20 protein-coding genes and 1 pseudogene are annotated in these 23,065 nt (G+C 44.3%); 13 read left to right on the top strand and 8 right to left on the bottom strand.

From position 1 onward, the window contains the following. Positions 1-425 precede the first annotated feature (425 nt). On the top strand, positions 426-1,241 hold the full coding sequence (locus tag BCT34_RS22175) for a 4'-phosphopantetheinyl transferase superfamily protein (RefSeq protein WP_076654745.1): 816 nt from the start codon (positions 426-428) through the stop codon (positions 1,239-1,241). 20 nt (positions 1,242-1,261) lie between these two features. On the opposite strand, the gene BCT34_RS22170 is transcribed toward BCT34_RS22175, so the two are convergent. Beyond that, positions 1,262-1,669 (bottom strand): thioesterase family protein, encoded by a 408-nt coding sequence (locus BCT34_RS22170; protein ID WP_076654733.1) that lies wholly within the window; start codon positions 1,667-1,669, stop codon positions 1,262-1,264. Between the two features lie 346 nt (positions 1,670-2,015). Between BCT34_RS22170 and BCT34_RS22165 the strand changes: the two genes are divergently transcribed. The 3 genes from BCT34_RS22165 (at position 2,016) to BCT34_RS22155 (ending at position 5,195) form a co-directional block, all read left to right on the top strand. Beyond that, the gene (locus BCT34_RS22165) at positions 2,016-3,011 is read left to right on the top strand and encodes a TRAP transporter substrate-binding protein (protein WP_017071719.1); all 996 of its coding nucleotides are present in this window, start codon (positions 2,016-2,018) and stop codon (positions 3,009-3,011) included. Positions 3,012-3,075: 64 nt separating this feature from the next. Then, positions 3,076-3,831 carry a TRAP transporter small permease gene (locus BCT34_RS22160; protein ID WP_076654732.1) on the top strand — a complete coding sequence of 252 codons (756 nt, stop codon included), beginning with the start codon at positions 3,076-3,078 and terminating at the stop codon, positions 3,829-3,831. A 2-nt stretch (positions 3,832-3,833) separates the two neighbouring features. After that, a complete protein-coding gene (locus BCT34_RS22155) occupies positions 3,834-5,195 on the top strand; it encodes a TRAP transporter large permease (protein ID WP_076654731.1) in 1,362 nt (453 codons plus the stop codon). Between the two features lie 54 nt (positions 5,196-5,249). Here BCT34_RS22155 and BCT34_RS24520 read toward each other — a convergent pair whose 3' ends face one another. The 3 genes from BCT34_RS24520 to BCT34_RS22145 all read right to left on the bottom strand — a co-directional run bounded on the left by BCT34_RS24520 (position 5,250) and on the right by BCT34_RS22145 (position 8,700). Then, entirely contained in the window at positions 5,250-5,423 is a 174-nt protein-coding gene (locus BCT34_RS24520) for a hypothetical protein (protein WP_165690307.1), read from the bottom strand. A 78-nt stretch (positions 5,424-5,501) separates the two neighbouring features. Then, complete coding sequence (locus tag BCT34_RS22150; protein ID WP_076654730.1) at positions 5,502-6,851, bottom strand: sigma-54 dependent transcriptional regulator; 1,350 nt, start codon at positions 6,849-6,851, stop codon at positions 5,502-5,504. Positions 6,852-6,861: 10 nt separating this feature from the next. Next, positions 6,862-8,700 (bottom strand): ATP-binding protein, encoded by a 1,839-nt coding sequence (locus BCT34_RS22145; protein ID WP_076654729.1) that lies wholly within the window; start codon positions 8,698-8,700, stop codon positions 6,862-6,864. A 162-nt stretch (positions 8,701-8,862) separates the two neighbouring features. Between BCT34_RS22145 and BCT34_RS24810 the strand changes: the two are divergent. The 8 genes and pseudogenes from BCT34_RS24810 to BCT34_RS22110 all read left to right on the top strand — a co-directional run. Next, a pseudogene (locus BCT34_RS24810) lies at positions 8,863-9,045 on the top strand (hypothetical protein); the annotation flags it as partial. A 294-nt stretch (positions 9,046-9,339) separates the two neighbouring features. Beyond that, positions 9,340-10,638, top strand: coding sequence for a trigger factor (gene tig, locus BCT34_RS22140; protein WP_076654728.1), 1,299 nt, complete (start codon positions 9,340-9,342; stop codon positions 10,636-10,638). A gap of 105 nt (positions 10,639-10,743) precedes the next feature. Continuing rightward, positions 10,744-11,370, top strand: coding sequence for an ATP-dependent Clp endopeptidase proteolytic subunit ClpP (gene clpP / locus BCT34_RS22135; protein ID WP_004736080.1), 627 nt, complete (start codon positions 10,744-10,746; stop codon positions 11,368-11,370). An 81-nt stretch (positions 11,371-11,451) separates the two neighbouring features. Next, on the top strand, positions 11,452-12,732 hold the full coding sequence (gene clpX / locus BCT34_RS22130; protein ID WP_009847283.1) for an ATP-dependent protease ATP-binding subunit ClpX: 1,281 nt from the start codon (positions 11,452-11,454) through the stop codon (positions 12,730-12,732). A 132-nt stretch (positions 12,733-12,864) separates the two neighbouring features. Further along, complete coding sequence (gene lon, locus BCT34_RS22125) at positions 12,865-15,216, top strand: endopeptidase La (RefSeq protein ID WP_019824784.1); 2,352 nt, start codon at positions 12,865-12,867, stop codon at positions 15,214-15,216. A 169-nt stretch (positions 15,217-15,385) separates the two neighbouring features. Further along, positions 15,386-15,679 (top strand): HU family DNA-binding protein, encoded by a 294-nt coding sequence (locus tag BCT34_RS22120; RefSeq protein ID WP_012604504.1) that lies wholly within the window; start codon positions 15,386-15,388, stop codon positions 15,677-15,679. A 218-nt stretch (positions 15,680-15,897) separates the two neighbouring features. Then, positions 15,898-17,763 carry a peptidylprolyl isomerase gene (gene ppiD / locus BCT34_RS22115; protein WP_076654727.1) on the top strand — a complete coding sequence of 622 codons (1,866 nt, stop codon included), beginning with the start codon at positions 15,898-15,900 and terminating at the stop codon, positions 17,761-17,763. 180 nt (positions 17,764-17,943) lie between these two features. Continuing rightward, a complete protein-coding gene (locus BCT34_RS22110) occupies positions 17,944-18,243 on the top strand; it encodes a helix-hairpin-helix domain-containing protein (RefSeq protein ID WP_076654726.1) in 300 nt (99 codons plus the stop codon). Here BCT34_RS22110 and rrtA read toward each other — a convergent pair. Continuing rightward, entirely contained in the window at positions 18,234-18,782 is a 549-nt protein-coding gene (gene rrtA, locus BCT34_RS22105) for a rhombosortase (protein ID WP_076654725.1), read from the bottom strand. The two genes, BCT34_RS22110 and rrtA, sit on opposite strands and share 10 nt — an antisense overlap. A gap of 9 nt (positions 18,783-18,791) precedes the next feature. On the opposite strand from rrtA, the gene BCT34_RS22100 reads away from it, so the two are divergent. Next, a complete protein-coding gene (locus BCT34_RS22100; RefSeq protein ID WP_076654724.1) occupies positions 18,792-19,391 on the top strand; it encodes a tRNA-uridine aminocarboxypropyltransferase in 600 nt (199 codons plus the stop codon). A 27-nt stretch (positions 19,392-19,418) separates the two neighbouring features. Here the strand turns inward: BCT34_RS22100 and BCT34_RS22095 are convergent, their stop codons facing one another. The 3 genes from BCT34_RS22095 to BCT34_RS22085 all read right to left on the bottom strand — a co-directional run bounded on the left by BCT34_RS22095 (position 19,419) and on the right by BCT34_RS22085 (position 22,804). Beyond that, the gene (locus tag BCT34_RS22095) at positions 19,419-20,762 is read right to left on the bottom strand and encodes an anti-phage deoxyguanosine triphosphatase (RefSeq protein ID WP_076654723.1); all 1,344 of its coding nucleotides are present in this window, start codon (positions 20,760-20,762) and stop codon (positions 19,419-19,421) included. Between the two features lie 55 nt (positions 20,763-20,817). Continuing rightward, positions 20,818-21,402 (bottom strand): 5'-deoxynucleotidase, encoded by a 585-nt coding sequence (yfbR, locus tag BCT34_RS22090; protein ID WP_017060613.1) that lies wholly within the window; start codon positions 21,400-21,402, stop codon positions 20,818-20,820. Between the two features lie 169 nt (positions 21,403-21,571). Beyond that, entirely contained in the window at positions 21,572-22,804 is a 1,233-nt protein-coding gene (locus BCT34_RS22085) for a pyridoxal phosphate-dependent aminotransferase (RefSeq protein WP_017060166.1), read from the bottom strand. Positions 22,805-23,065: the final 261 nt, after the last annotated feature.

The following is a 23,065-nucleotide window of genomic DNA, read 5'->3' as shown; positions in this document are numbered from 1 at the left end:
TGTGAATTTGTTTAATGGTTGAGCAGGCTACCCGAGGTGAGTTGTCGATACAATGCTCCCAGAGGCGACTATGATCTGTTCAGACCAGATGATTTCGAGGAACTTTTGTTTTTTGTATTTTTAATTATATTAACTTATTGATAATTAATGGATATTGGTTCTTTTTTAGTGTTTATACTCTATGTTTTGACTTGGTGAGATCTATGTCAGATTTTTGTAAGTAACATTTAATAGATGCCTGTTCCGTAAGGTGGAGTGTGATCTGTGTTTTAATTTGTTATTATTTTAAAAGTTAGTTTTAACTCCCTGTATGAAGGAGGTTTCCTGCGCAGATTCTCTATGTTTATCTCAAATCATAGGTGGGTTAAATTTGTTCGTTTTGATGTTTTTCTGATGAGTGGTTTGAAGAAGTGAATGTGAGTAAATTGGAAAAACCAGTTGTTGATTTGTGGCTATGTTCTTTGGGTGATTTACGTGATGATAACGGTAGTAAGTCACATCTCAAACAGTCACTCACGGTCGATGAAATAGCGAAAGTCGAACGTTATCGAATGCCCTCATCTCAAATTCAAGCCCTTTATGTTCGTAACTACCTAAGAAAGGTGTTGTCTAGCTATTCTGAATTCGTGCCTGAAGCGTGGCGCTTTGAATATGGCGAGAAAGGAAAGCCAAGTTTAGTCGCCGAACAGCAACTCAAGACGGGGTTAAATTTCAATATCAGTCATAGCAAAGAACATTTGTTAATCGCGGTTTGCCATAGACTAGGGAAGCCAGTTCAATTAGGTGTCGATATCGAACATGCGAGAAGTTCGACCAATATCGACTCGATTATGAAGCATTACTTTTCAGATAAAGAGCTGGCGGATTTACTTGAACTTAATAAAGAGCAGCAGAGAGAGCGTTTTTTCGATCTGTGGGCGCTGAAGGAGTCGTATATCAAAGCGACAGGCAACGGGCTAGCCACATCGTTACGAAGCTTTTCGTTCGATTTATCTAATTTGACTAAGAAAACATTGGAGATCAGTTCGTCAGGCTTTCAATCAGGCTTGTATAACGAAATCAGGCTATATAGCGAGATTGGGTTGGATCTGTATTGTGCTCAACAAGACGATAGTTCTACAGATTGGCAATGTTGCTTGGGGCGATTAGATGACCAGTATCGTTTTGCGGTTACGCTTGGCGGGAATTTACAACCCATGCAAATAGAGATGAGAACCTTTTCGTCGTCTCATCTCTTTTAAGTGAGTTTGGTGAGGCCAAGTTAGCTCGTTTCTCCAAGCATCGCTGTTAATACTTCAGCTGGCACTGGCTGCAGTTGCTTGTCTTTATCTAGGCAAACCATTTCAATATCACCAATCACGGCAGGTTTAGTGGCATATTTACGCCATACCTCTTGTCGCCATAAGGTTTTGTATTTGCCATCGAGTTCAAAAGAGGTTCGGATGTCGCAGATCTCAGCGAACTCAACGCCATCTTGGAAAGTCATGTTGGCTTTATACACCGCAAAACCTAATCCGTGATCATTCCACAATTCCGCCAGTTTATCGCTACCCAACACATGCTCGCGTGCACGCTCAAAGTATTTAAGAAAGTTAGGGTGATAAACCACACCTGAGTGATCGGTATCTTCATAGTAAATTTGTACTGGGTGATGGTAGATCTGACTCATTGGTAGCAACTCTTGGTAAGTAGTGGATCAGTAATTCTGACTAAGTTGTGCAGCACTCTACAGGATCGGTTGAAATTACTTCAAGGCATCATCGGTAATGTGGCTTTTGGTCAGACCTCATTCATTGCTAATACATTGGTCAGCTTCCACCCATTTACAAATATTCTATGTGTCATTTTCCACCCATTTATTTATGCAACGAGTTAGCGACAACTGTAGGAATATCGGATGAAGCCTTGCGGTTAAAGGGATGTTAATGAGTTGTGTCGATGTGGCGCGCTAATTGCCTTAGTGAAAGCACGCAGTTCCCATTGAAGGGCTGCTTTGTTTACTAAGGAGAATAATAATGTTTAAGCCTCTTACCCTGCTGTCTGTATCTGCTCTTGCGCTCACAAGTTTTAATGCCGCTGCAAACTGTGACCCTGGTGAAATCGTGATTAAATTCAGTCATGTAACCAATACCGATAAGCACCCGAAAGGCATCGCCGCTTCTTTACTGGAAGAGCGAGTAAACACGGAAATGAATGGCAAAGCTTGTATGCAAGTTTTCCCTAACTCGACCCTTTACGATGATAATAAGGTACTGGAAGCCCTGTTAAATGGTGATGTTCAAATGGCGGCGCCATCGCTGTCTAAATTTGAGAAATTCACTAAGAAATACCGCATTTTTGACCTTCCTTTCCTATTTGAAGATGTAGAAGCCGTTGACCGTTTCCAAAACTCAGAATCTGGTGAAAAACTGAAGAATGCGATGAAGCGTCGTGGTCTTCAAGGCTTAGCATTCTGGCACAACGGCATGAAACAAATGTCGGCGAACAAACCTCTTATCAGCCCTGAAGATGCAAAAGGTTTGAAATTCCGTGTTCAAGCATCGGATGTATTGGTAGCTCAGTTTGAACAACTAGGCGCTAACCCACAGAAGATGTCTTTCAAAGAAGTGTACGGTGGCCTGCAAACTAAAGTTATCGATGGCCAAGAGAACACATGGTCAAACATCTACGGTAAGAAGTTCTTTGAAGTACAAGACGGCGTGACTGAAACCAATCACGGTATCTTGGATTACCTAGTTGTAACGTCAAACGACTTCTGGAAAGACCTACCTGAAGACGTGCGCACACAACTTGGCACTATCGTTCAAGAAGTGTCTGAGACGCGTAACGCAGAATCTTCAAAAGTTAACCTAGCAAACAAAAACAACATCATCGAAGCGGGTGGTGAGGTTCGCACGCTTACGCCAGAACAGCGCGAAGCATGGGTAACGGCACTTCAACCAGTATGGAAGAAGTTTGAAAAAGACATCGGTTCAGACCTTATCGATGCAGCGTTAGCTTCAAACCAATAATACCGCTAAGGGAGTGGCGAGCATTCGTCACTCCTTATTAAAACAATTATAAGCGGAGTCAATTATGGAAAAGCCTCAAATGGAACAACCAAATTCTAGCGAATCAGCACTGGAAACCTCTCTTTTTTCCAAAGTCGGAAGAGTTACGGATGCGATTGAAGAGTCACTAATCGCATTTTTTCTTGGCGCAATGACGCTACTTACTTTTGCCAATGTGGTATTTCGATACGCATTCAATGACAACATCTTATGGGCACTAGAACTGACCGTGTTCATGTTTGCTTGGATGGTGTTAGTCGGCGCATCTTATGGCGTTAAAAAACACTTCCACATTGGCGTTGATGTGATCATCAATCTTGCCCCAGAAAAGCTACGCAAAGTATATGCGCTAATCGCCGTCACAAGCTGCCTAGCATTTTCAATCTTACTTCTTATCGGCTCTTGGAATTATTGGTACCCATTCGCGACCGATCGCGCATGGTATGAGACCGACGATATCCCAATGCCAGAAATGCTTCAGTTTCTTGCTGATTGGCTGAATGAAGGCGAGCGATACGAAAAGCTGCCACGTTTTATTCCTTATATGGCATTGCCAATTGGTATGGCAATGCTGACGTTCCGTTTTGCTCAAGTTGCTTATCAAGTCGTCACAGGCAAGCTTGATCGTATGATTGCAGGCCATGAAGCCGAAGAAGAGTTGGATGCATTGAAAGCAGACGTGCTCGCAGGCTCGGACGAAGATGCAACAGCGGTATTGAATTCGACTACGCAGAATAAAGCGAATGAGTCGGGTACAAAATCTAACGGTAAGGAAGACTAATCATGGCAATGTTATTTCTATTTTTAATGGTAATTGCTTTCATGTTGGTCGGTGTACCAATTGCAATTTCACTAGGTTTATCGAGCATCATATTCTTGCTGATGCATTCAGACGCGTCATTAGCTTCAGTTGCACAAACGTTGTTTAATGCATTTGCAGGCCACTACACACTCTTAGCGATTCCTTTCTTTATCTTGGCCTCAAGTTTTATGTCTACTGGTGGTGTGGCGAAACGTATTATTCGCTTTGCTATCGCGATGGTGGGTTGGTTTCGTGGCGGCTTAGCGATGGCATCTGTTGTGGCATGTATGATGTTCGCGACTCTTTCTGGTTCGTCTCCAGCAACGGTAGTGGCGATCGGTAGTATCGTAATCGCGGGTATGATTAAAAACGGTTATTCAAAAGAATTCGCGGCAGGTGTTATCTGTAACGCGGGTACCTTGGGTATCTTGATTCCACCGTCAATCGTGATGGTGGTGTACGCGGCGGCGACGGATGTATCGGTAGGTCGTATGTTCTTGGGCGGCGTTATTCCAGGTTTGCTGGCGGGTGTGATGCTGATGATCGCTATCTACATAGCAGCGCGCATTAAGAAGATTCCTGCACAGCCATTTGTTGGTTGGGGCGAGATGTTCGCAGCCGCAAAAGACGCAAGTTGGGGCTTATTGCTGATTGTTATCATTTTGGGTGGTATTTACGGCGGTATCTTTACTCCGACCGAAGCGGCGGCAGTAGCAGCGGTTTACGCGTTCTTCATTGCCAATTTCATTTATAAAGATATGGGGCCTTTTGCGGATAAGAACAACACCAAGCCAGCGCTGGTTAAGGTGTTCCAAACCTTCTTCCATAAAGACACCAAAGATACGCTTTACGATGCGGGTAAGCTGACGATCATGCTGCTGTTTATCATTGCCAACGCTCTGATTCTTAAGCACGTACTGACAGAAGAACGTATCCCTCAAATGATCACTGAATCTATGCTTTCTGCGGGTTTAGGGCCGATCACCTTCTTGATTGTGGTGAACGTTCTACTCTTGATTGGTGGGCAGTTCATGGAGCCTTCGGGCTTGCTGATCATCGTTGCGCCATTGGTCTTCCCAATTGCAATTGCACTTGGCATTGACCCTATTCACCTAGGCATCATGATGGTGGTGAACATGGAGATAGGGATGATAACCCCTCCGGTCGGGCTCAATCTGTTTGTGACCGCAGGTGTCGCCAAGATGTCGATGATGAACGTAGTGAAAGCAGCACTGCCTTGGGTGGGCGTGATGTTCTTATTCCTGATTATCGTAACTTACGTGCCTTGGGTATCTACATGGTTACCAACCACATTAATGGGGCCGGAAATCATAACTAAGTAGTTATTTGAGCCATTCACTGACATAGAATTTAATCCACAAAAAATGAGGAGGTCACTAGACCTCCTCATCTATATTTCTACCACAATTTGATTGAGGATTTATCTGCTCATACAAAGCGCGTTTTGCCTCGAGTTCTGGTGTGTATAAATCGACATGATTGTCAGTATAAAAAACACCATCAATCTCCAAAGTATCGGTGATCGAAGGAACTTTTGTTTTCTCACCCATAGTCACTTCCTTATTACATTTATTGCATAACATCCCGTTATCGAAATAAGTATAGGTGATCTCGCTCCCAAATCTAATTTAGTTTGGTTCTACCTTATAAGATTCTTTCGTGAGCTGGTGTTTTTGCATCTTATCGTAGAGGGTTTTTCGTGGCAGTTGCAGCCTCTCCATGGTCTCTTTTATGCTGCCATTACATTCGATAAGTGCTTGCTTCAACGTGTTTTTCTCAAAGTCAGATACCAGCTCTGCCAAGGACAGTTCTTGAGTTGTGTCACTGGTGCTGTCTGACAAGTGAGAAAGCTTACCTAAAAGCACAAAACGTTCTGCAGTGTTACGTAATTCTCGAACATTTCCCGGCCAATCGTGAGCTAAAAGCGCATGCAGTTCCTTTTGTGGAAGGGCTGGGGCTGTCTTGCCGTAACGCGCTGCTGCGACCAGTAAAAAGTGGTGGAAGAGTGCAGGGATGTCTTCTTGTCGACTTCTTAATGGCGGTAAATCCAGGGTCACAACATTGAGTCGATAATAGAGGTCTTGGCGAAAAGTGCCTTCTTCAGCGGCTTTTTTTAGGTCGACCTTGGTTGCCGCGATCACTCGAATATCTAGTGGCACTAAACCGTTTGAACCCACCCGTTCAATAACGCGTTCTTGTAAGACGCGTAATAGGCGAATTTGTGCCTGCATCGGCATGGACTCAATTTCGTCTAAGAACAGAGTTCCGCCTTGAGCAAACTCGAATTTACCCACTCGCTTGCTTTCTGCGCCAGTGAATGCCCCTTTTTCATGGCCATACAGCTCACTCTCAATCAGGTTCTCAGGCACCGCACCGCAATTGACCGCGACAAAGTTTTGCTCTCGACGGCTGCTTTGTTCATGCAGAGAACGTGCAACCAACTCTTTACCTGTACCTGTTTCACCAAACAACAAGATATCGGCATTGGTGTCGGCAACATGGGTGATAATGGAACGCAGCTCCGTCATGGATTGCGTATCACCAATGATTCTAGGGCCGAGCGCTTGGCTGGCTTTGAGTGAACGCTTTAATTCAAGGTTCTCTAGGGTGAGTTGACGTTTTTCTATCGCTCGTTTGGTGGTTTCGATGAGGCGCTCATTGGCGAACGGCTTTTCTATGAAGTCATAGGCACCATCTTGGATTGCTTGAACAGCCATCGAAATATCGCCGTGACCCGTAATCATAATTACGGGAATCTCTTTGTCTTTGTGCATCACGGTGTTGAGTAAGTCATGCCCTGAGATACCTGGTAAGCATATGTCAGTGATGATTACATGGGGTAAGCCGTTCTCTTGAATCGCGAGCAGTGCAGACTCCGCATCGGGAAAGAATTCAGCATCAATGTCTGCGAGCTCGAAGCTCTGCTCGATGGCCATTCTTAGATCGGATTCATCATCAATGAAATAGACGTGACACATAGTGATTCCTTTACTTCTTTGTCTTCTGGTTATCGCTGAGTTTTGCTTGATGTTCTTGTTCAACAAGGGGCAACTCAATGCTGAATCGAGCACCACCTTGAGGGCTGCTACCGGTAATTAGCTTGCCGTTAATTCCGCTGATTATTTGTTGAGAAATAGATAGCCCGAGTCCAAGTCCGTTCTTCTTGGTGGTATGGAAGGGTTCAAAAAAGTTTCCGCTCGAAGGGGAGGTGAAGCCGGGGCCGTTATCATCAACGTGTATCAGCAAAGTCTTGGCTTGTTGATGGTCAGATTCCCTAATCTCTAACAGAATAGCTAATTGTTTGTCGTCTTGTTGTTCCATCGCCTGAATCGCGTTGGTCAGCAGATTAATGACCACCTGTTCCAGTTGAATGGCGTTGGCGAGAACGCAAGCATCAAAGGCCTCAGGAAGTTCGTTGACCTTCACTCGCTCGCTCTTGAGTTGTGGTTTCATCAGCTCTTTCGATGAATGTAAAACTGGGAGTATTTGCAAAGTGTGTAGCTCTTCCGCGGTGGATTTCTTTGCAAAAGAGCGAAGCTGGTGGCTGATCTTAGCCATGCGATCAGTGAGTGCCGAGATTCGCGATAGGTTGTCATCGACACGCTCAGTCTTCTCTTTTGCAAGAAACAGTCGGCCGTTGTCGGCATAACTGCGAATTGCAGCGAGTGGGTTATTCAGTTCATGACTGATGCTCGCCGACATCTGCCCTAGCACTGCCAGCTTGGCAGCTTGGATAAGCTCATCTTGTGTTTGTCTCAACATATGTTCGGTTTCGATGCGGTGCTTAATCTCGACATGTAACTCGGATGTTCGCTCAAGCACTTGAAATTCGAGCTTTTGCTTGGCCTCGGATTGCAGCCTATCTATCTGAGCACGTTTTTGCTGTCGATGGTGATTGAGCTGCATCGTTAGATAAATGATCGCAAAGATAAGGCTCAGAACCACAAGGTAAGCAACCAAGTCCCACCAAACTAAGTGGGTTGGAGAAAATACCCGAATGGTGAGTTTTGGTTCGGCTAAGAAGCGCGAAGAGCTAAAAAATTGTTCTTGGACGAGTTTGTGCGGTGACTCAATCCGACTGGTGGCACCCTCCAAATCGCCGGAGAAGTGCAGGCTTTCTATTTTTGTATCGAGGTACTGCCTGCTTTCTTGAATTCGAGTGTGTTGTTCTTCACTTAGCGGTTGAAGGCTCTTAAATAGCCACTCAGGGTTACTCGACATGAATACGATCTGGTCTTTATCGTCGGCAACAAAAAAACTTTGTTTGCCTTTCCAACTTGCTTCAATCAGCGATAAATCCATCTTTACGACAATGACACCAATAATCTCGGCGGCATAGGAGACGGGGTAAGAATAATAATAGCCTCGTTTTCCTGAGGTTGAACCCAGCGCAAAATATTGATTTTCATTGCCAAGAATCGCTTCTTGAAAGTAGGGGCGAAAAGCAAAATTACGACGAATAAACGAACGCGGTTGATTCCAGTTACTGGCCGCAATCGTGGTGCCGATGCTGTCTAGTAGGTAAGTGTCGGATGCTTGAATCACTGAGTTTACGTGTTCTAGATAGCGATTAGTGAGCTCGATTTGCGCAGAGTTACTGGGAGAGTGCAGGGCATCGACCAGCTCTTTGTCTTTTGAAAGTAGCTCGGGGATGTGCGCGAACTTGTCCAATTGACTTGAAATGTGAACCGAAAAACGGTCCAGTTTGGATTGATGATCATTTAACAAACTTTCATGGCTCGTGCTCCACACCCAATGACCACCAAACACCATCAGTAAAGTGTATGTGACCATTAATAGTATTGGGATTCTAAAAGCTTGAAACATGAAGGCTCTCCGCTAATTTCTTTGGTAAATAATCAAGCCTGTCTTCTCTCATTTATGGTAGCAAAGAGCGGTAGTTTTTACTGAAAGCCGAGAGTGCCAGATGGGTATAGGTTAAGGGTTTGTAACAGTGATTGTTGAAAAAGTTATCGACTCTGAGGGGTAAAACAAGAGCAAGATCTCTTTTTAAGGTTTTTAGCAAAAAAAGCCCTCGATTCCCTTGAAAAAGTCGCTATTGTCCCCATTTCTGTTGTGCTAAGTGATGATTTGATCGTTTTTGTATCACTTAGTTGGACGAATTTAGAGCATTCATCATTATGCAGAGGTGAACGGCTCGACAGAGATTAAACAGATCGCTAGAATGTCGCGTCTAAAATTTCTGTCCTGAGGCTAATCGGAGATACCTTTCTTGTTTCTGAAAACAAGCTTTGTTGCGTTTTAATCGGCGCGTGAAGAACGAAGATATCGCTGATTAGTCTGGTGTTTGGTTGAATGATCAATTCAGACATCAATGCTCGATTTTAAATTAGGTGTTCGGATAGAGCACTACACAAGGATGCAGCCAACAACGTCTGCTTTTGAATTAAAGCTAAGTTACGGCTCATATGCTCAGATTACTGAGCCAGTTTTGAGGTTTATATAATGCAAGTTACTGTTGAAACGCTAGAAGGCCTAGAGCGCCGTCTTAATATTACTGTTCCTGCTGCTAACATCGAAGATGCAGTTACAGCTGAACTACGCAACATCGCGAAAAACCGTCGTTTCGATGGTTTCCGTAAAGGCAAAGTGCCAATGAAGATGGTTGCTAAAATGTACGGCAAAGCAGTACGTCAAGACGTGATGGGCGAAGTAATGCAACGTCACTTCATCGAAGCGATCGTTAAAGAGAAAATCAACCCAGCTGGCGCACCTACTTTCGCACCAGTTGAAAACAACGAAGGCGCTGACCTAGTATTCAACGCAACTTTTGAAGTTTACCCAGAAGTTGAGCTGAAAGGCCTAGAAAACATCACTGTTGAGAAACCAGCAGTAGAAGTTAAAGACGCTGACGTTGAAGAGATGATCGAAACTCTACGTAAGCAACAAGCAACTTGGACTGAAGTTGAAGCTGCTGCTGACGCTGGTTCTCGTGCAACTATCGACTTCGTTGGTTCTATCGACGGTGAAGAGTTCGAAGGCGGCAAAGCTGAGAACTTCCCACTAGAGATGGGCGCTGGTCGTATGATCCCTGGCTTCGAAGACGGTATCGTTGGTAAAACAGCAGGTATGGAATTCGAAATCGACGTAAACTTCCCAGAAGATTACCACGCTGAAAACCTAAAAGGTAAAGCAGCTAAGTTCTCTATCAAGCTAAACAAAGTTGAAGCTCGTGAACTTCCAGAACTAAACGAAGAATTCGTTTCTAAGTTCGGCGCTGCTGACGGTGTTGAAGGTCTTAAAGCTGAAGTTCGTAAGAACATGGAGCGTGAGCTTAAGCAAGCTGTTAAGAACCGCATCAAAGAGCAAGCTATCGACGGTCTAGTTAACGAAAACAACATCGACGTACCTTCTGCTCTTATCGATCAAGAAATCGGTGTTCTACGTCAACAAGCTGCTCAACGTTTCGGTGGCAACACTGAAGCTGCTGACCAACTTCCACGTGAGCTGTTCGAAGAGCAAGCTAAACGTCGCGTAGTTGTAGGTCTTCTTCTTGGTGAAGTAATCAAGACTGAAGAGCTAAAAGCTGACGACGAGAAAGTTAAAGCTATCATCGAAGAGATGGCTACAGCATACGAAGATCCATCTGAAGTTATTGCTTACTACGAGCAAAACGAGCAAATGATGAACAACATGCGCAATGTTGCTCTAGAAGAGCAAGCTATTGATGCAATCATCGCTAAAGCTCAAGTTTCTGATAAAGAAGTTAGCTTCAACGAGCTAATGAATCAGCAACCTGCTTAATATAGTAATATCTGACGTAGAAGGTTGACGTACGGTCAACAATTCTGCTAACAATGGTCCGTATGATTTAATCATTCGGGCCATTTATTTTAGGGACATAAGAATATGAGCTACCAAGAAAAAAATACAATGCCATCGATTATGGACGCACTAGTTCCTATGGTGGTTGAACAGACTTCCCGTGGTGAACGTTCTTACGATATTTATTCTCGTCTATTAAAAGAACGAATCATTTTCTTAACAGGTCAAGTGGAAGACCACATGGCAAATCTTGTCGTGGCTCAACTGCTTTTCTTGGAATCAGAAAACCCAGACAAAGATATCTATCTTTACATCAACTCACCTGGCGGTAGTGTAACAGCAGGCATGTCTATCTACGACACAATGCAGTTCATCAAACCAAACGTGAGCACAGTATGTATGGGTCAAGCTTGCTCTATGGGTGCATTCTTACTAGCGGGTGGTACTCCTGGTAAGCGTCACGTGCTTCCAAACTCACGTGTAATGATTCACCAGCCACTTGGCGGCTTCCAAGGCCAAGCGTCTGATATTCAAATTCACGCGCAAGAGATCCTAACGATCAAACAAAAGCTAAACAAACTATTGGCAGAGCACACGGGTCAGCCTCTAGAAGTTGTTGAGCGCGATACCGATCGTGATAACTTCATGTCTGCTGATCAAGCAGTAGAATACGGCTTGGTGGATTCAGTTCTTAATCACCGCGGTCAATAATTGCAGGGCAATTGTTTAACGCAAAGTGATTCAAATTGATATACACTCAAGCATAGAGAGTTAAGGCTAAGAGGTTAGCGAATGACAGATAAAAGCAAAGAGGGTGGTAGCGGTAAACTGCTTTACTGCTCTTTCTGTGGCAAAAGCCAACACGAAGTTCGCAAGTTAATCGCAGGTCCTTCTGTTTACATTTGTGATGAATGTGTCGATCTTTGTAACGACATTATTCGTGAAGAAATTAAAGATGTTCTTCCTAAGAAAGAATCGGAATCGCTGCCAACGCCGCGTGAGATTCGTGAACATCTTGACGACTATGTAATCGGTCAAGAATACGCGAAGAAAGTGCTAGCAGTTGCAGTTTACAACCACTACAAGCGTTTACGTAATGGTGATACGACAGCTGAAGGCGTAGAGTTAGGTAAGAGTAACATTCTTCTTATCGGTCCTACTGGTAGTGGTAAAACGCTACTGGCTGAAACATTGGCTCGTTTCCTAGACGTTCCTTTCACAATGGCAGATGCAACAACACTAACCGAAGCGGGTTACGTGGGCGAAGATGTTGAAAACATCATCCAGAAGTTGCTTCAGAAATGTGATTACGACGTAGCGAAAGCGGAACGTGGCATTGTTTACATCGATGAAATCGACAAGATTTCTCGTAAAGCTGAAAACCCATCAATCACGCGTGACGTGTCTGGTGAAGGTGTACAGCAAGCTCTACTAAAACTTGTTGAAGGTACAGTTGCTTCAGTTCCACCTCAAGGTGGCCGTAAGCATCCACAGCAAGAGTTCTTGCAAGTGGATACGTCTAAGATCTTATTTATCTGTGGTGGTGCATTTGCAGGCCTAGATAAAGTGATTGAACAACGTGTAGAAACAGGTTCAGGTATCGGCTTTGGCGCAGAAGTGCGTTCAAAAGACGAAACCAAAACTATCGGTGAATTGTTCACTCAAGTAGAACCTGAAGATCTAGTGAAGTATGGTCTGATTCCAGAATTCATTGGTCGTCTACCTGTGACAACAACACTGACAGAGCTTGATGAAGAAGCGCTAATCCAAATCCTTTGTGAGCCAAAGAATGCACTGACAAAACAGTACGCTGCATTATTTGAGCTTGAGGATACAGAGCTAGAGTTCCGTGAAGATGCCCTTCGTGCCATTGCTAAGAAAGCAATGAATCGTAAAACAGGCGCTCGTGGTCTACGCTCTATTTTGGAGGGTGTTCTACTAGAAACTATGTACGAACTGCCATCTTCAACTGATGTAAGCAAGGTTGTTATTGATGAGTCGGTAATTAATGGTGAGTCAGAACCACTGTTGATTTACAGCAACTCAGATAACCAAGCAGCTGTTGCAGAGTAGGTCTTTTTTAGACAAGTCACTCAAATTGAAAAAGGAGGTAAGCAATTACCTCCTTTTTTTTATTCTTCCATTGAATCCAGTCGTTTAAGCCCCATATACTGCTTTATAAGTTAAAGCGGAAGAGAGAAATATATGAACTTGGAACGTTCCGAGCGTATCGAAATCCCCGTGCTACCTCTACGTGATGTAGTGGTTTACCCACACATGGTTATTCCATTGTTTGTCGGTCGTGAAAAATCGATTACATGCCTTGAATCGGCAATGGAAGCTAACAAACAAGTACTACTTGTCGCGCAGAAAGAAGCGGACACTGATGAGCCTTCAATCGACGACCTATTTAACGTAGGTACAGTCGCTACTATTCTTCAGTTACTCAAGCTCCCTGATGGTACGGTTAAAGTACTTGTTGAAGGTCAGCAGCGTGCAAAAATTCACCAATTCAAAGAAAGTGAATTCTTCTTAGCGGATGCCGAATACGTTGTTACCTCAGAACTTGACGAAAAAGAGCAAGAAGTGGTTGTTCGCAGTGCGATTAATCAATTCGAAGGCTTTATTAAGCTAAACAAAAAGATCCCACCAGAGGTTCTAACGTCTCTGAACGGTATTGATGAGGCAGCTCGCCTTGCTGATACGATTGCTGCGCACATGCCACTTAAGCTGGTAGATAAGCAGCACGTTCTAGAAATCTTAGATGTCACTGAACGTCTGGAATTCTTGATGGGCCAAATGGAGTCAGAAATTGACATCCTACAAGTTGAAAAACGCATCCGTGGCCGCGTTAAGAAACAGATGGAAAAATCTCAGCGTGAGTACTACCTGAATGAGCAAATGAAAGCCATTCAGAAAGAACTTGGCGAGATGGACGATGCACCTGATGAATTCGAGACTCTGAAGAAGAAGATCGAAGATTCTAAGATGCCTCAAGAAGCTCGTGAGAAAACTGAGCAAGAACTGCAAAAACTGAAAATGATGTCGCCAATGTCTGCTGAAGCAACAGTAGTACGTAGCTACATTGATTGGATGGTGGGCGTTCCTTGGGCTAAGCGTTCAAAAGTTAAAAAGAATCTAGCGAAAGCGGAAGAGATCTTAAACGAAGATCACTACGGCTTAGAGCGTGTTAAAGAACGTATTCTTGAGTACTTGGCAGTTCAAAACCGTATTAACAAGCTAAAAGGTCCAATCCTTTGTCTTGTTGGTCCTCCTGGTGTAGGTAAAACCTCGCTAGGTCGTTCGATTGCTGCGGCAACGGGTCGTAAGTACACACGTATGGCACTTGGTGGCGTTCGTGATGAAGCTGAGATTCGTGGTCACCGTCGTACATACATCGGTTCACTTCCGGGTAAATTAATCCAGAAGATGTCTAAAGTTGGCGTTAAAAACCCACTGTTCCTATTAGATGAGATCGATAAGATGTCTTCTGATATGCGCGGCGACCCATCTTCAGCGCTTCTAGAAGTTCTAGACCCTGAACAAAACAACGCATTTAACGATCACTATCTAGAAGTTGATTACGATTTGTCTGATGTGATGTTCGTTGCGACGTCTAACTCGATGGATATTCCTGGCCCACTATTGGACCGTATGGAAGTGATTCGCCTATCTGGTTACACAGAAGATGAAAAGCTGAACATTGCTAAGAGCCACCTATTGGACAAGCAAGTTCAACGCAACGGTCTGAAGCCTCATGAGATTGAGATTGAAGACTCTGCAATCATCGGCATTATTCGTTACTACACGCGTGAAGCGGGTGTACGTAGCCTAGAGCGTGAAATCTCTAAGATCTGCCGTAAAGCAGTGAAGAACATCTTGCTAGACAGCGATCTTAAGTCGGTAACGGTTAACATTGATAACCTGAAAGAGTACTTAGGTGTTCAACGTCACGACTTCGGTAAAGCGGATGAAAGCAACCGTATTGGTCAAGTGACAGGTCTAGCTTGGACTCAAGTTGGTGGTGATCTACTGACTATCGAGACTGAAGCGATGCCGGGTAAAGGTAAGCTAACGCAAACTGGTTCACTTGGTGATGTGATGAAAGAGTCGATCCAAGCAGCAATGACTGTGGTTCGTTCTCGTGCAGAAAAACTGGGTATCAACTCAGATTTCTACGAGAAGCGCGACATTCACGTTCACGTACCAGAAGGTGCTACACCAAAAGATGGCCCGAGTGCGGGTATCGCAATGTGTACAGCATTAGTGTCTAGCTTGACGGGTAACCCTGTTAAAGCCGAGGTCGGTATGACAGGTGAAATTACCCTTCGTGGTGAAGTTTTACCTATCGGTGGCTTGAAAGAAAAACTACTTGCAGCACACCGTGGCGGCATCAAAACTGTACTGATTCCGAAAGACAATGAGCGTGATTTGGAAGAGATTCCAGACAACGTAATCGCTGACTTGAAGGTGATCCCGGTTCAGTGGATTGATGAAGTACTGAAAGTAGCGCTAGAACGAGATCCGTCAGGGGTCGAGTTTGACGTGAAAAAATAGTGATGCATAGCAAAAATAAGTAAAGAATTACGCTGATAGGCCCGAAAAGGCTTGTCAGCGTTTTTTTTGGACGCTAAGTTATTGATCAAAGCGGCAGCCCTTTTGCAATAAGGCTTGCGGCTAAATTAAAACCAAAATGGAACGTACAGTCATCGAGAAGTAGTCACAGATGACACATAGGGGAAAAACAGTGAATAAAACACAACTAGTAGAATCAATCGCAGAAAACGCAGACATCTCTAAAGCTTCAGCTGGCCGCGCTCTTGACGCATTCATCGAAGCAGTTGGCACAACGCTACAATCAGGTGACCAAGTTGCACTTGTTGGCTTTGGTACTTTCAGTGTTCGTACTCGTGCTGCACGTACAGGTCGCAACCCAAAGACTGGTGAAGAGATCCAAATCGCAGAAGCTAAAGTACCTGGCTTCAAAGCGGGTAAAGCACTTAAAGACGCATGTAACTAATTTTCGCTGCTGAAACCTCAATTTGAGAGGGGAAGGTAGTAAAATGCGTTTACTGTTTGAAAAATGATGTTTCATTCTTAAACAGTATGTGTGTAAAGCACATTGAACTTATTTAAATTATGCGCATCCTACTGATGCGCATTTCTTTTTCTGATAATATCGCGTGAATAGATTTTTATTTTGAAGCCAATGCTTCATATCCGGAGAGCACTTAAATTATGATGGATCGATTACGCGAAGGCGTGAATAGCATCGCGGTAAAAATTATCCTTGGGTTGATTATCCTGTCATTCGTATTCGCAGGTGTAGGCAGCTACATCACCGGTGGCGGTAACAACGCAGCAGCTAAAGTTGGCAATACAGAAATCGGTCGTGGTGAGTTCGAACAAGCTTACCAAAACGAACGTAATCGCATGCAGTCTCAACTTGGCGATTACTTCGCTCAAATGCTTGCAGACCCTGCATACGTAGAGTCTTTCCGTAAATCAGTACTTGATCGCATGATCAACGATGTACTGCTTGAGCAGCAAGCTGAGTCTCTAGGCCTACGAATCAGTGATTCTCAAATCCGTACCATGATTCTAGAAATGCCTCAGTTCCAAACGGCTGGTCAATTCGACCAAGAAGTTTACCAAGCAGCACTACGTCGTGCGGGTTTCAGCGCAGAAAGCTTCGCTGAATACATGCGTCGTGACCTAATGCGCAACCAGCTTGTGACTGCGCTTCAAGGCAGTGAATTTGTTCTTCAAGGCGAAATCGATACTCAGAGCAAACTTATTGCTCAAACTCGTGATATTCGCACAGTGACCCTGTCTGTTGCTGACCTAGCAAAAAACATCGAGTTAACTGATGAACAAATCGAACAGTACTACCAAGACAACCCAGCAGCTTACACTCGTCCAGAGCAAGCTAAGGTATCTTACATTGAGCTTTCTGCTGAAGCGCTTAAGTCTCAGCTTGAAGTAAGCGATGAAGAAGCACAGAAATACTACCAAGAGCACCTTGATAAGTATTCAACTGCTGAGCAACGTAAAGTTAGCCACATCCTAGTTCAAGGCGATGACGAAGCAAAAGCTCAGTCAATCCTAGACGAGCTAAATGCAGGCGCTGATTTTGCTACGCTAGCAGAAGAAAAATCAGACGACTTCGGTAGTGCAGATGTTGGCGGTGACTTAGGTTGGATTGAACGCGATGTTATGGACCCAGCATTCGAAGACGCGGCTTTCGCTCTTCAAAATATTGGTGACACGACTGGTCTAGTTAAATCTGACTTCGGCTACCACATCATCAAACTAGATGAACTTAAAGCGTCTCAAGCTCAGCCTTATGCAGAAGTAGCGGCAGAGATTAAGCAAGAGCTTCTAGACCAACATGCTGTAGACCAGTTCTACGAGCAGCAAACTGAGCTAGAGAAAGTCGCATTTGAGTTCCCAGATTCTCTAGATGATTCTGCAGAAGCAATCAACGCGAAGATCACAACAACAGATTTTATCTCTCAAATCGACGCTCCAGAAGTTCTGATGACGCCTGCAGTTATGCAAGCAATCTTGAGCCCTGAAGTTAAAGAAGACGGTCTAAACTCTGAAGTTATCGAAGTGTCTCCTGAGCACGTAATTGTTGTTCGTGTAGAAGAGACTCGCGACGAGACAGTTCTTCCTCTAGCTGAAGTGAAAGATCAAGTTGTGGCTGCACTGTCTGCAGTACAAGCTGAGCAACAAGCCGTTGAGCTAGGTGTTTCTTTAGTGAACGAACTTAAAGCTGGCAATGAAGCAGTGCTTGCGGAAAACAACCTTGAGTTCACTGAGCTTGAAACAATTGACCGTAACTCTCCATTAGCGGCATCTGTATTTGCTCTAGCGAAACCAGAAGCTGGCCAAGCTGTGTTCGGTCAATCTAAAGACCAAGACGGTAACATCGTTGTTGTTGAGCTTTCTAAAGTGACAGCTGAAATCAACCCAGCTTACAGCACTCAAATTGGTGCTCAGTTGGAGCGTGTTGGTAACCAGCAAGATCTGACTAACGTATTAAACGTACTACGTAAAAACGCAGACGTTGAATACTACGTTGTAGGTCAAGGTCAATAATCAACAGGTGTATTGTTAGTTGAGTTACAAAACAGATTTGTGAGCCAACAAACAAGCTGATGAAAATAAGATGTATAACGAAGCGGGTCACTTAGGTGACCCGCTTTATTTTTATTTGGTGATTGTGTTATCTAGCGCGGCAAATGCATAAGTTACGTTTTTTGAACAAAGGAACGATTTATGCGCACGATATATTCAACACTACTTCTTTCATTTCTGATTTTCTTAAGCCCTGCGGTGTTTGCAGACAGCCCAACCAAGGCAGAGCTTTACGATGGCATTGAGATTACGGTCAACATCAATACTGCAACAGCCGAAGAACTTTCAGCACTATTGGTGGGTGTAGGTGACAAGAAAGCCAAAGAGATCGTCGATTACAGAGATCAGAACGGGGCATTTACGACTGCTGATGATTTGGTGAGTGTCAAAGGGATAGGTGAAGCGACGGTTGAAAAGAATCGCGAAAGAATTCAGCTTTGATCCGTTCTTTTATTCATTAGAAATGAAATGACAGCCATGAAGCCTCCAGCCAGTGCTCCGGCTAGGTGGGCTTCAATCGCGACACGAGCATTAATCAGTTCGCCAGTCGTACTAGAAGGACCAATAAGCTGTTCCCAAGCGACTTTAGCGACTAATCCCAAGACTAACAGCCAACTAGACTTCCTGCCGTTTAAAGCCTCTCTGAGCGCGAATAAGCCAAACAAACCATGCAAAGTGCCCGATAGGCCAACGTAGATCTGAATACTTGAAAACAACAAAGCGACGCCTGTCACTAAACTGATCACAAGCAGAGCAACAACAAGCTGTTTTTTACTCGGTTGAAACAGGTAGCTGATGATCCACAAGCCTGCTAGATTCATCAGAAGGTGCGAGTAGTTGGTATGTGAAAAGTTTCCTGTTAGGATTCGCCACCATTGCCCCTCGGTAATCGCATTGCTATCCCAAACGACCCAAGCTTGTATTGGCTCAAATTGGAATAAGACGCATAAAAGTGAAGTGAAAATTAAAACAGGGTACACATTAAATCCATGTCTCGTTATTGCCCCCAATGCAGCAAGGCTTTGAAAGCTTGTATTTGTCAGTGGGTTACACCACTCGAATCGAATGTTGAGCTTATCATTCTTCAGCATCCATCAGAAGAGCATCGCCCGATGGGAACAGCGCGTATTCTCTCGTTATCTCTAAATAACAGCGTGACGTTTGTCGGCGAAGACTTTTCAGACAATGAACAACTCAACGCATTGCTGGCCGATGAACAGTACCAACATGTGATTTTATACCCAAGCGAAAACTCTGTTTCAGTTGAGTCGGCGACATGTCCTAATAAGAAGCTGCGTGTGATTCTGTTGGATGGTACGTGGAAAAAGGCATTCAAGATGTGGCAAGTATCTAGTAACTTGCATGCGCTGAGCACAGTACACTTACCGAAAGACCTCAAGGGTAATTATCGAATCCGTAAAGCGCCCAGTGAAAACAGCCTTTCTACCGTCGAAGCTGGCTATCATTTGCTTAGCTTGCTAGAGAGTGGTGGCGACTTTAGCCCTTTGCTAACGGCATTTGACCAAATGATTCAGTTTCAAATCAATCAAATGCCGCCCGGTGTGTTTGAGAAGAACTACTTAGATTAAGTCGTTTTCAGTAGAGTGCGTCAGTAATTAAAACTCGGTATGAGCCGAGAACAGTTGTTGATGCATTTTCTGCGCAAGGTCATCGGTCATGGATGAAATGTAATCCGCAATCACGCGCATTTTTCGAGACTCATCTTGATGTTGTAGCCATTGCTTCTTGATAGGCAGTGGCAGCAAGCGTTCAGGGTCAGCGCTGAAAGCTTCAAACATATCCATGATGATCTGTTGGCCCTTGTATTCGATGACTTGAACCTGTGGCACTTGAATCACGAACTCACTGACAAAGTGTTTCAGTTTATCGAGCGTACTGTCCATGCTTGGCTCAAGCACCGCATTGTAAGCCAAAAGAACATTCTCAAAGTTAGCATCCACTCGCTTAATCGAGATACTGGTCAATAGTGCGTTGACTATCCCACCAATCGCATCCTTTCGACGATACTGTTCGCCAGAGAAAAGCATCTCTGTAATTGAATCTAAATGTTCACAAATCCAAGGGTCGGCCACCTCTTTCAGTTGAGGGTAAGCCGACTCGACCCACTGGGCTTTGGTCACAGAGCCAAGCACAATCGCATCTTCTAAATCGTGCACGCCATACGCGATGTCATCAGCAAGCTCCATGATTGAACAATCCAGTGACTTATATTTTGTCTTATTATGTTCAAGAGGCTCGGTGTGTGTTTTTCTTTTCTGTTTTAGAAGCTGTTGATCGTTGCTTGAAAGTGGCTCCAGTACCCAATTAAACAGTTCTTGATCATGATCGTAGATGGCTTTAGCTGGCATCCAATCTTTAGCTCGGAGCTGTCGTTGATGCTTAACAGGCTCAGACTGCAATTTAGCTTGAACCTCACTTAGCAGAGAAGGGTACTTGATCAGACCTAACAGAGTGCGTCGAGATAGGTTCATCCCGTGATGTTCAGTGTAAGGTTCTAGCTGTGTGACAATGCGAAACGTTTGGGCATTGCCTTCAAAGCCGCCGTGGTCGCGCATCATGTAGTTGAGTGCGACTTCGCCGCCATGTCCATAAGGTGGATGACCGATGTCGTGAGCCAAACACAGTGAATCGATCAAACTGTCTGAGGGTAATAGGTCTCGAAACTCGGGCTGCTTTTTTTTCAGTTGGGCAACGATACCTGTGCCAAGCTGAGCGGCCTCAAGAGAGTGAGTAAGGCGAGTTCGGTGAAAGTCATTGACCGTGGTGCCATGGATCTGAGTTTTTGCTTGTAAGCGACGGAAAGCAGCAGAGTGAAGCACGCGTGCACGGTCACGCTGATACGGGCTTCGGTGATCATCACGTCTTATTTTATGTTCATCGTCATTTCGATGCTGCCATTCTTGTTCGAGTACAAAGGGTGGTTCGAGTTGAGAATTCAAAATAGCACCTATCAAATTGATTTTATTTAGCTAATTAAAAACAACTTATACCCAGCTAGCTTATCTCGTCTAGTGATAATTCAAAGCTCGGCGCAAATGTGGTGAGAAAATAGTCCATTTCAGGGCTTTTACGTTGTTCAAGAGTCTCTTCCAGTCGACGCTTGGCTTGCTCGTACTCATGATTGCCCGCACTGAGCTCTTCCAAGCATTTAAGGTAAGCACAGATGGTGTCGGCTTGTTTTACGATGCTTTGTTCCTCTTTGCTTGCTGTTCCTGAAATCAAGAAGGGCGCGAAATCGTCGCGGAACTCTTCTGGTAACATCGAAAGCAGCCTTTGTTCTGCTGCGGCTTCTATTTTCTTATACTCTTGGGCGATGTCTGGATTGTAGTATTTAACCGGAGTCGGCAAATCACCGGTCAGTACCTCACTGGTATCGTGGTACATGCCGAGCAATGCAATGTGCTCAGGGTTAAGTTGACCATCAAACTTCTTGTTTTTGATAAGCGCCAAGGCGTGGGCAACGAAAGCGACCTGTAGGCTATGTTCTGAAATATTCTCGCTTGAGACTGAACGCATCAGAGGCCAACGTTGAATCAGCTTCATACGTGCAAGATGGGCGAAGAAATGGCTCTGTTTCATAAATGTCCTTTTTAAACAATGCTCCACTCGTATTTTGTTTTCACACAGGCATACGAGACAGCGGATACAAAAAAGGCTCCTAAACAGGAGCCTTTTAAGCATAGAAGTGAATGAATACAAGTTAAAGTCTTTTAAAACAGCAAATTGTAGCCATCTTTCTTTATGTTAATTAACCTTCGATGAGGTCGTCTTGGCTGTAAGTCTGCAGGAAGCGCTCCAGACGACCAATCGCAATTTCTAAGTCTTCGATGTGCGGCAGAGTCACGATGCGGAAGTGATCCGGTTTCGGCCAGTTGAAGCCAGTACCTTGAACCAATAACACCTTCTCTTGCTTAAGGAAGTCGAGCACAAACTTCTGATCGTCTTTGATGTTGTACATGTTGGTGTCGATTTTAGGGAACAGGTACATCGCGCCTTTTGGTTTTACACACGAAACACCAGGGATCTTGTTAATCAGTTCCCACGCACGGTCACGCTGTTCAAGCAGTCGACCGCCTGGAAGAATTAATTCATTGATACTCTGATAGCCACCGAGAGCGGTTTGGATGGCGTGCTGCATTGGCACGTTGGCACACAAACGCATTGATGCCAGCATTTCTAACCCTTCAACATAGCCTTTCGCTAGGTGTTTAGGGCCAGTTAAGAACATCCAACCACCACGGAAACCACATACACGGTAAGCTTTAGATAGGCCGTTGAACGTGACCATTAATACGTCTTCAGCCAGCGTTGCAACTGATGTGTGTACCGCCCCGTCGTAAAGCACTTTGTCGTAGATCTCATCAGCGAAGATGATCAAACCATGCTCACGAGCAATCTCAACAACTTGCAGTAGGAAATCACGGCTGTATACCGCACCCGTTGGGTTGTTCGGGTTGATAAGAACGATGCCGCGCGTCTTTGGTGAGATCTTCGCGCGCATGTCGTCTAGATCTGGATACCAATCAGCATCTTCATCACACATGTAATGAACAGGTGTACCACCAGAAAGCGCAACAGACGCTGTCCATAGTGGGTAGTCCGGAGCGGGAACTAAGATTTCATCACCATTATCCAGTAGCGCCTGCATAGACATAACGATAAGCTCTGATGCGCCGTTACCAATGTAAACGTCTTCTACATCAAGGTTACGCAGGCCTTTTTTCTGGTAGTGCTGAACAACCGCTTTACGGGCTGAATAGATGCCTTTTGAGTCGCAATAACCTTGAGATGTCGGTAGGTTACGGATTACATCAACAAGGATTTCATCAGGGGCGTCAAAACCAAATGGGGCGGGGTTACCAATATTAAGCTTTAGTATTTTATGCCCTTCTTCTTCCATGCGCTTAGCATGTTTGAGTACAGGCCCCCTGATTTCGTAGCATACGCTGTTGAGTTTTGACGACATCCCGATATTTTGCATTGCCGATTTCCTGAAATTAATTTAAATACTTTATTAAAGTACCGCAAAATGGCGTTTGATAGAATAAAAATCTGATGAATGTCGCATTTCAGTGTCACGTTTGGTCTTTTTGTTGTCACTGTTTTCGAAATTTTAATTAATCGCTTTCTTGGTTATTGGCTAAGATGAATAAAGGGGTAGGATCGCTTAAAATCACAGGAATGTTGAAAAGATACAGTACATTCTTGATCTAAGTGGGTGCTCTCCTTAAAGTATCAAACT

The organism is Vibrio sp. 10N.261.45.E2 (genome assembly GCF_002875705.1).
Lineage (GTDB): Bacteria > Pseudomonadota > Gammaproteobacteria > Enterobacterales > Vibrionaceae > Vibrio.
Note: the sequence above shows the minus strand (reverse complement) of the source record. Positions and strands in the feature narration are given on the sequence as shown.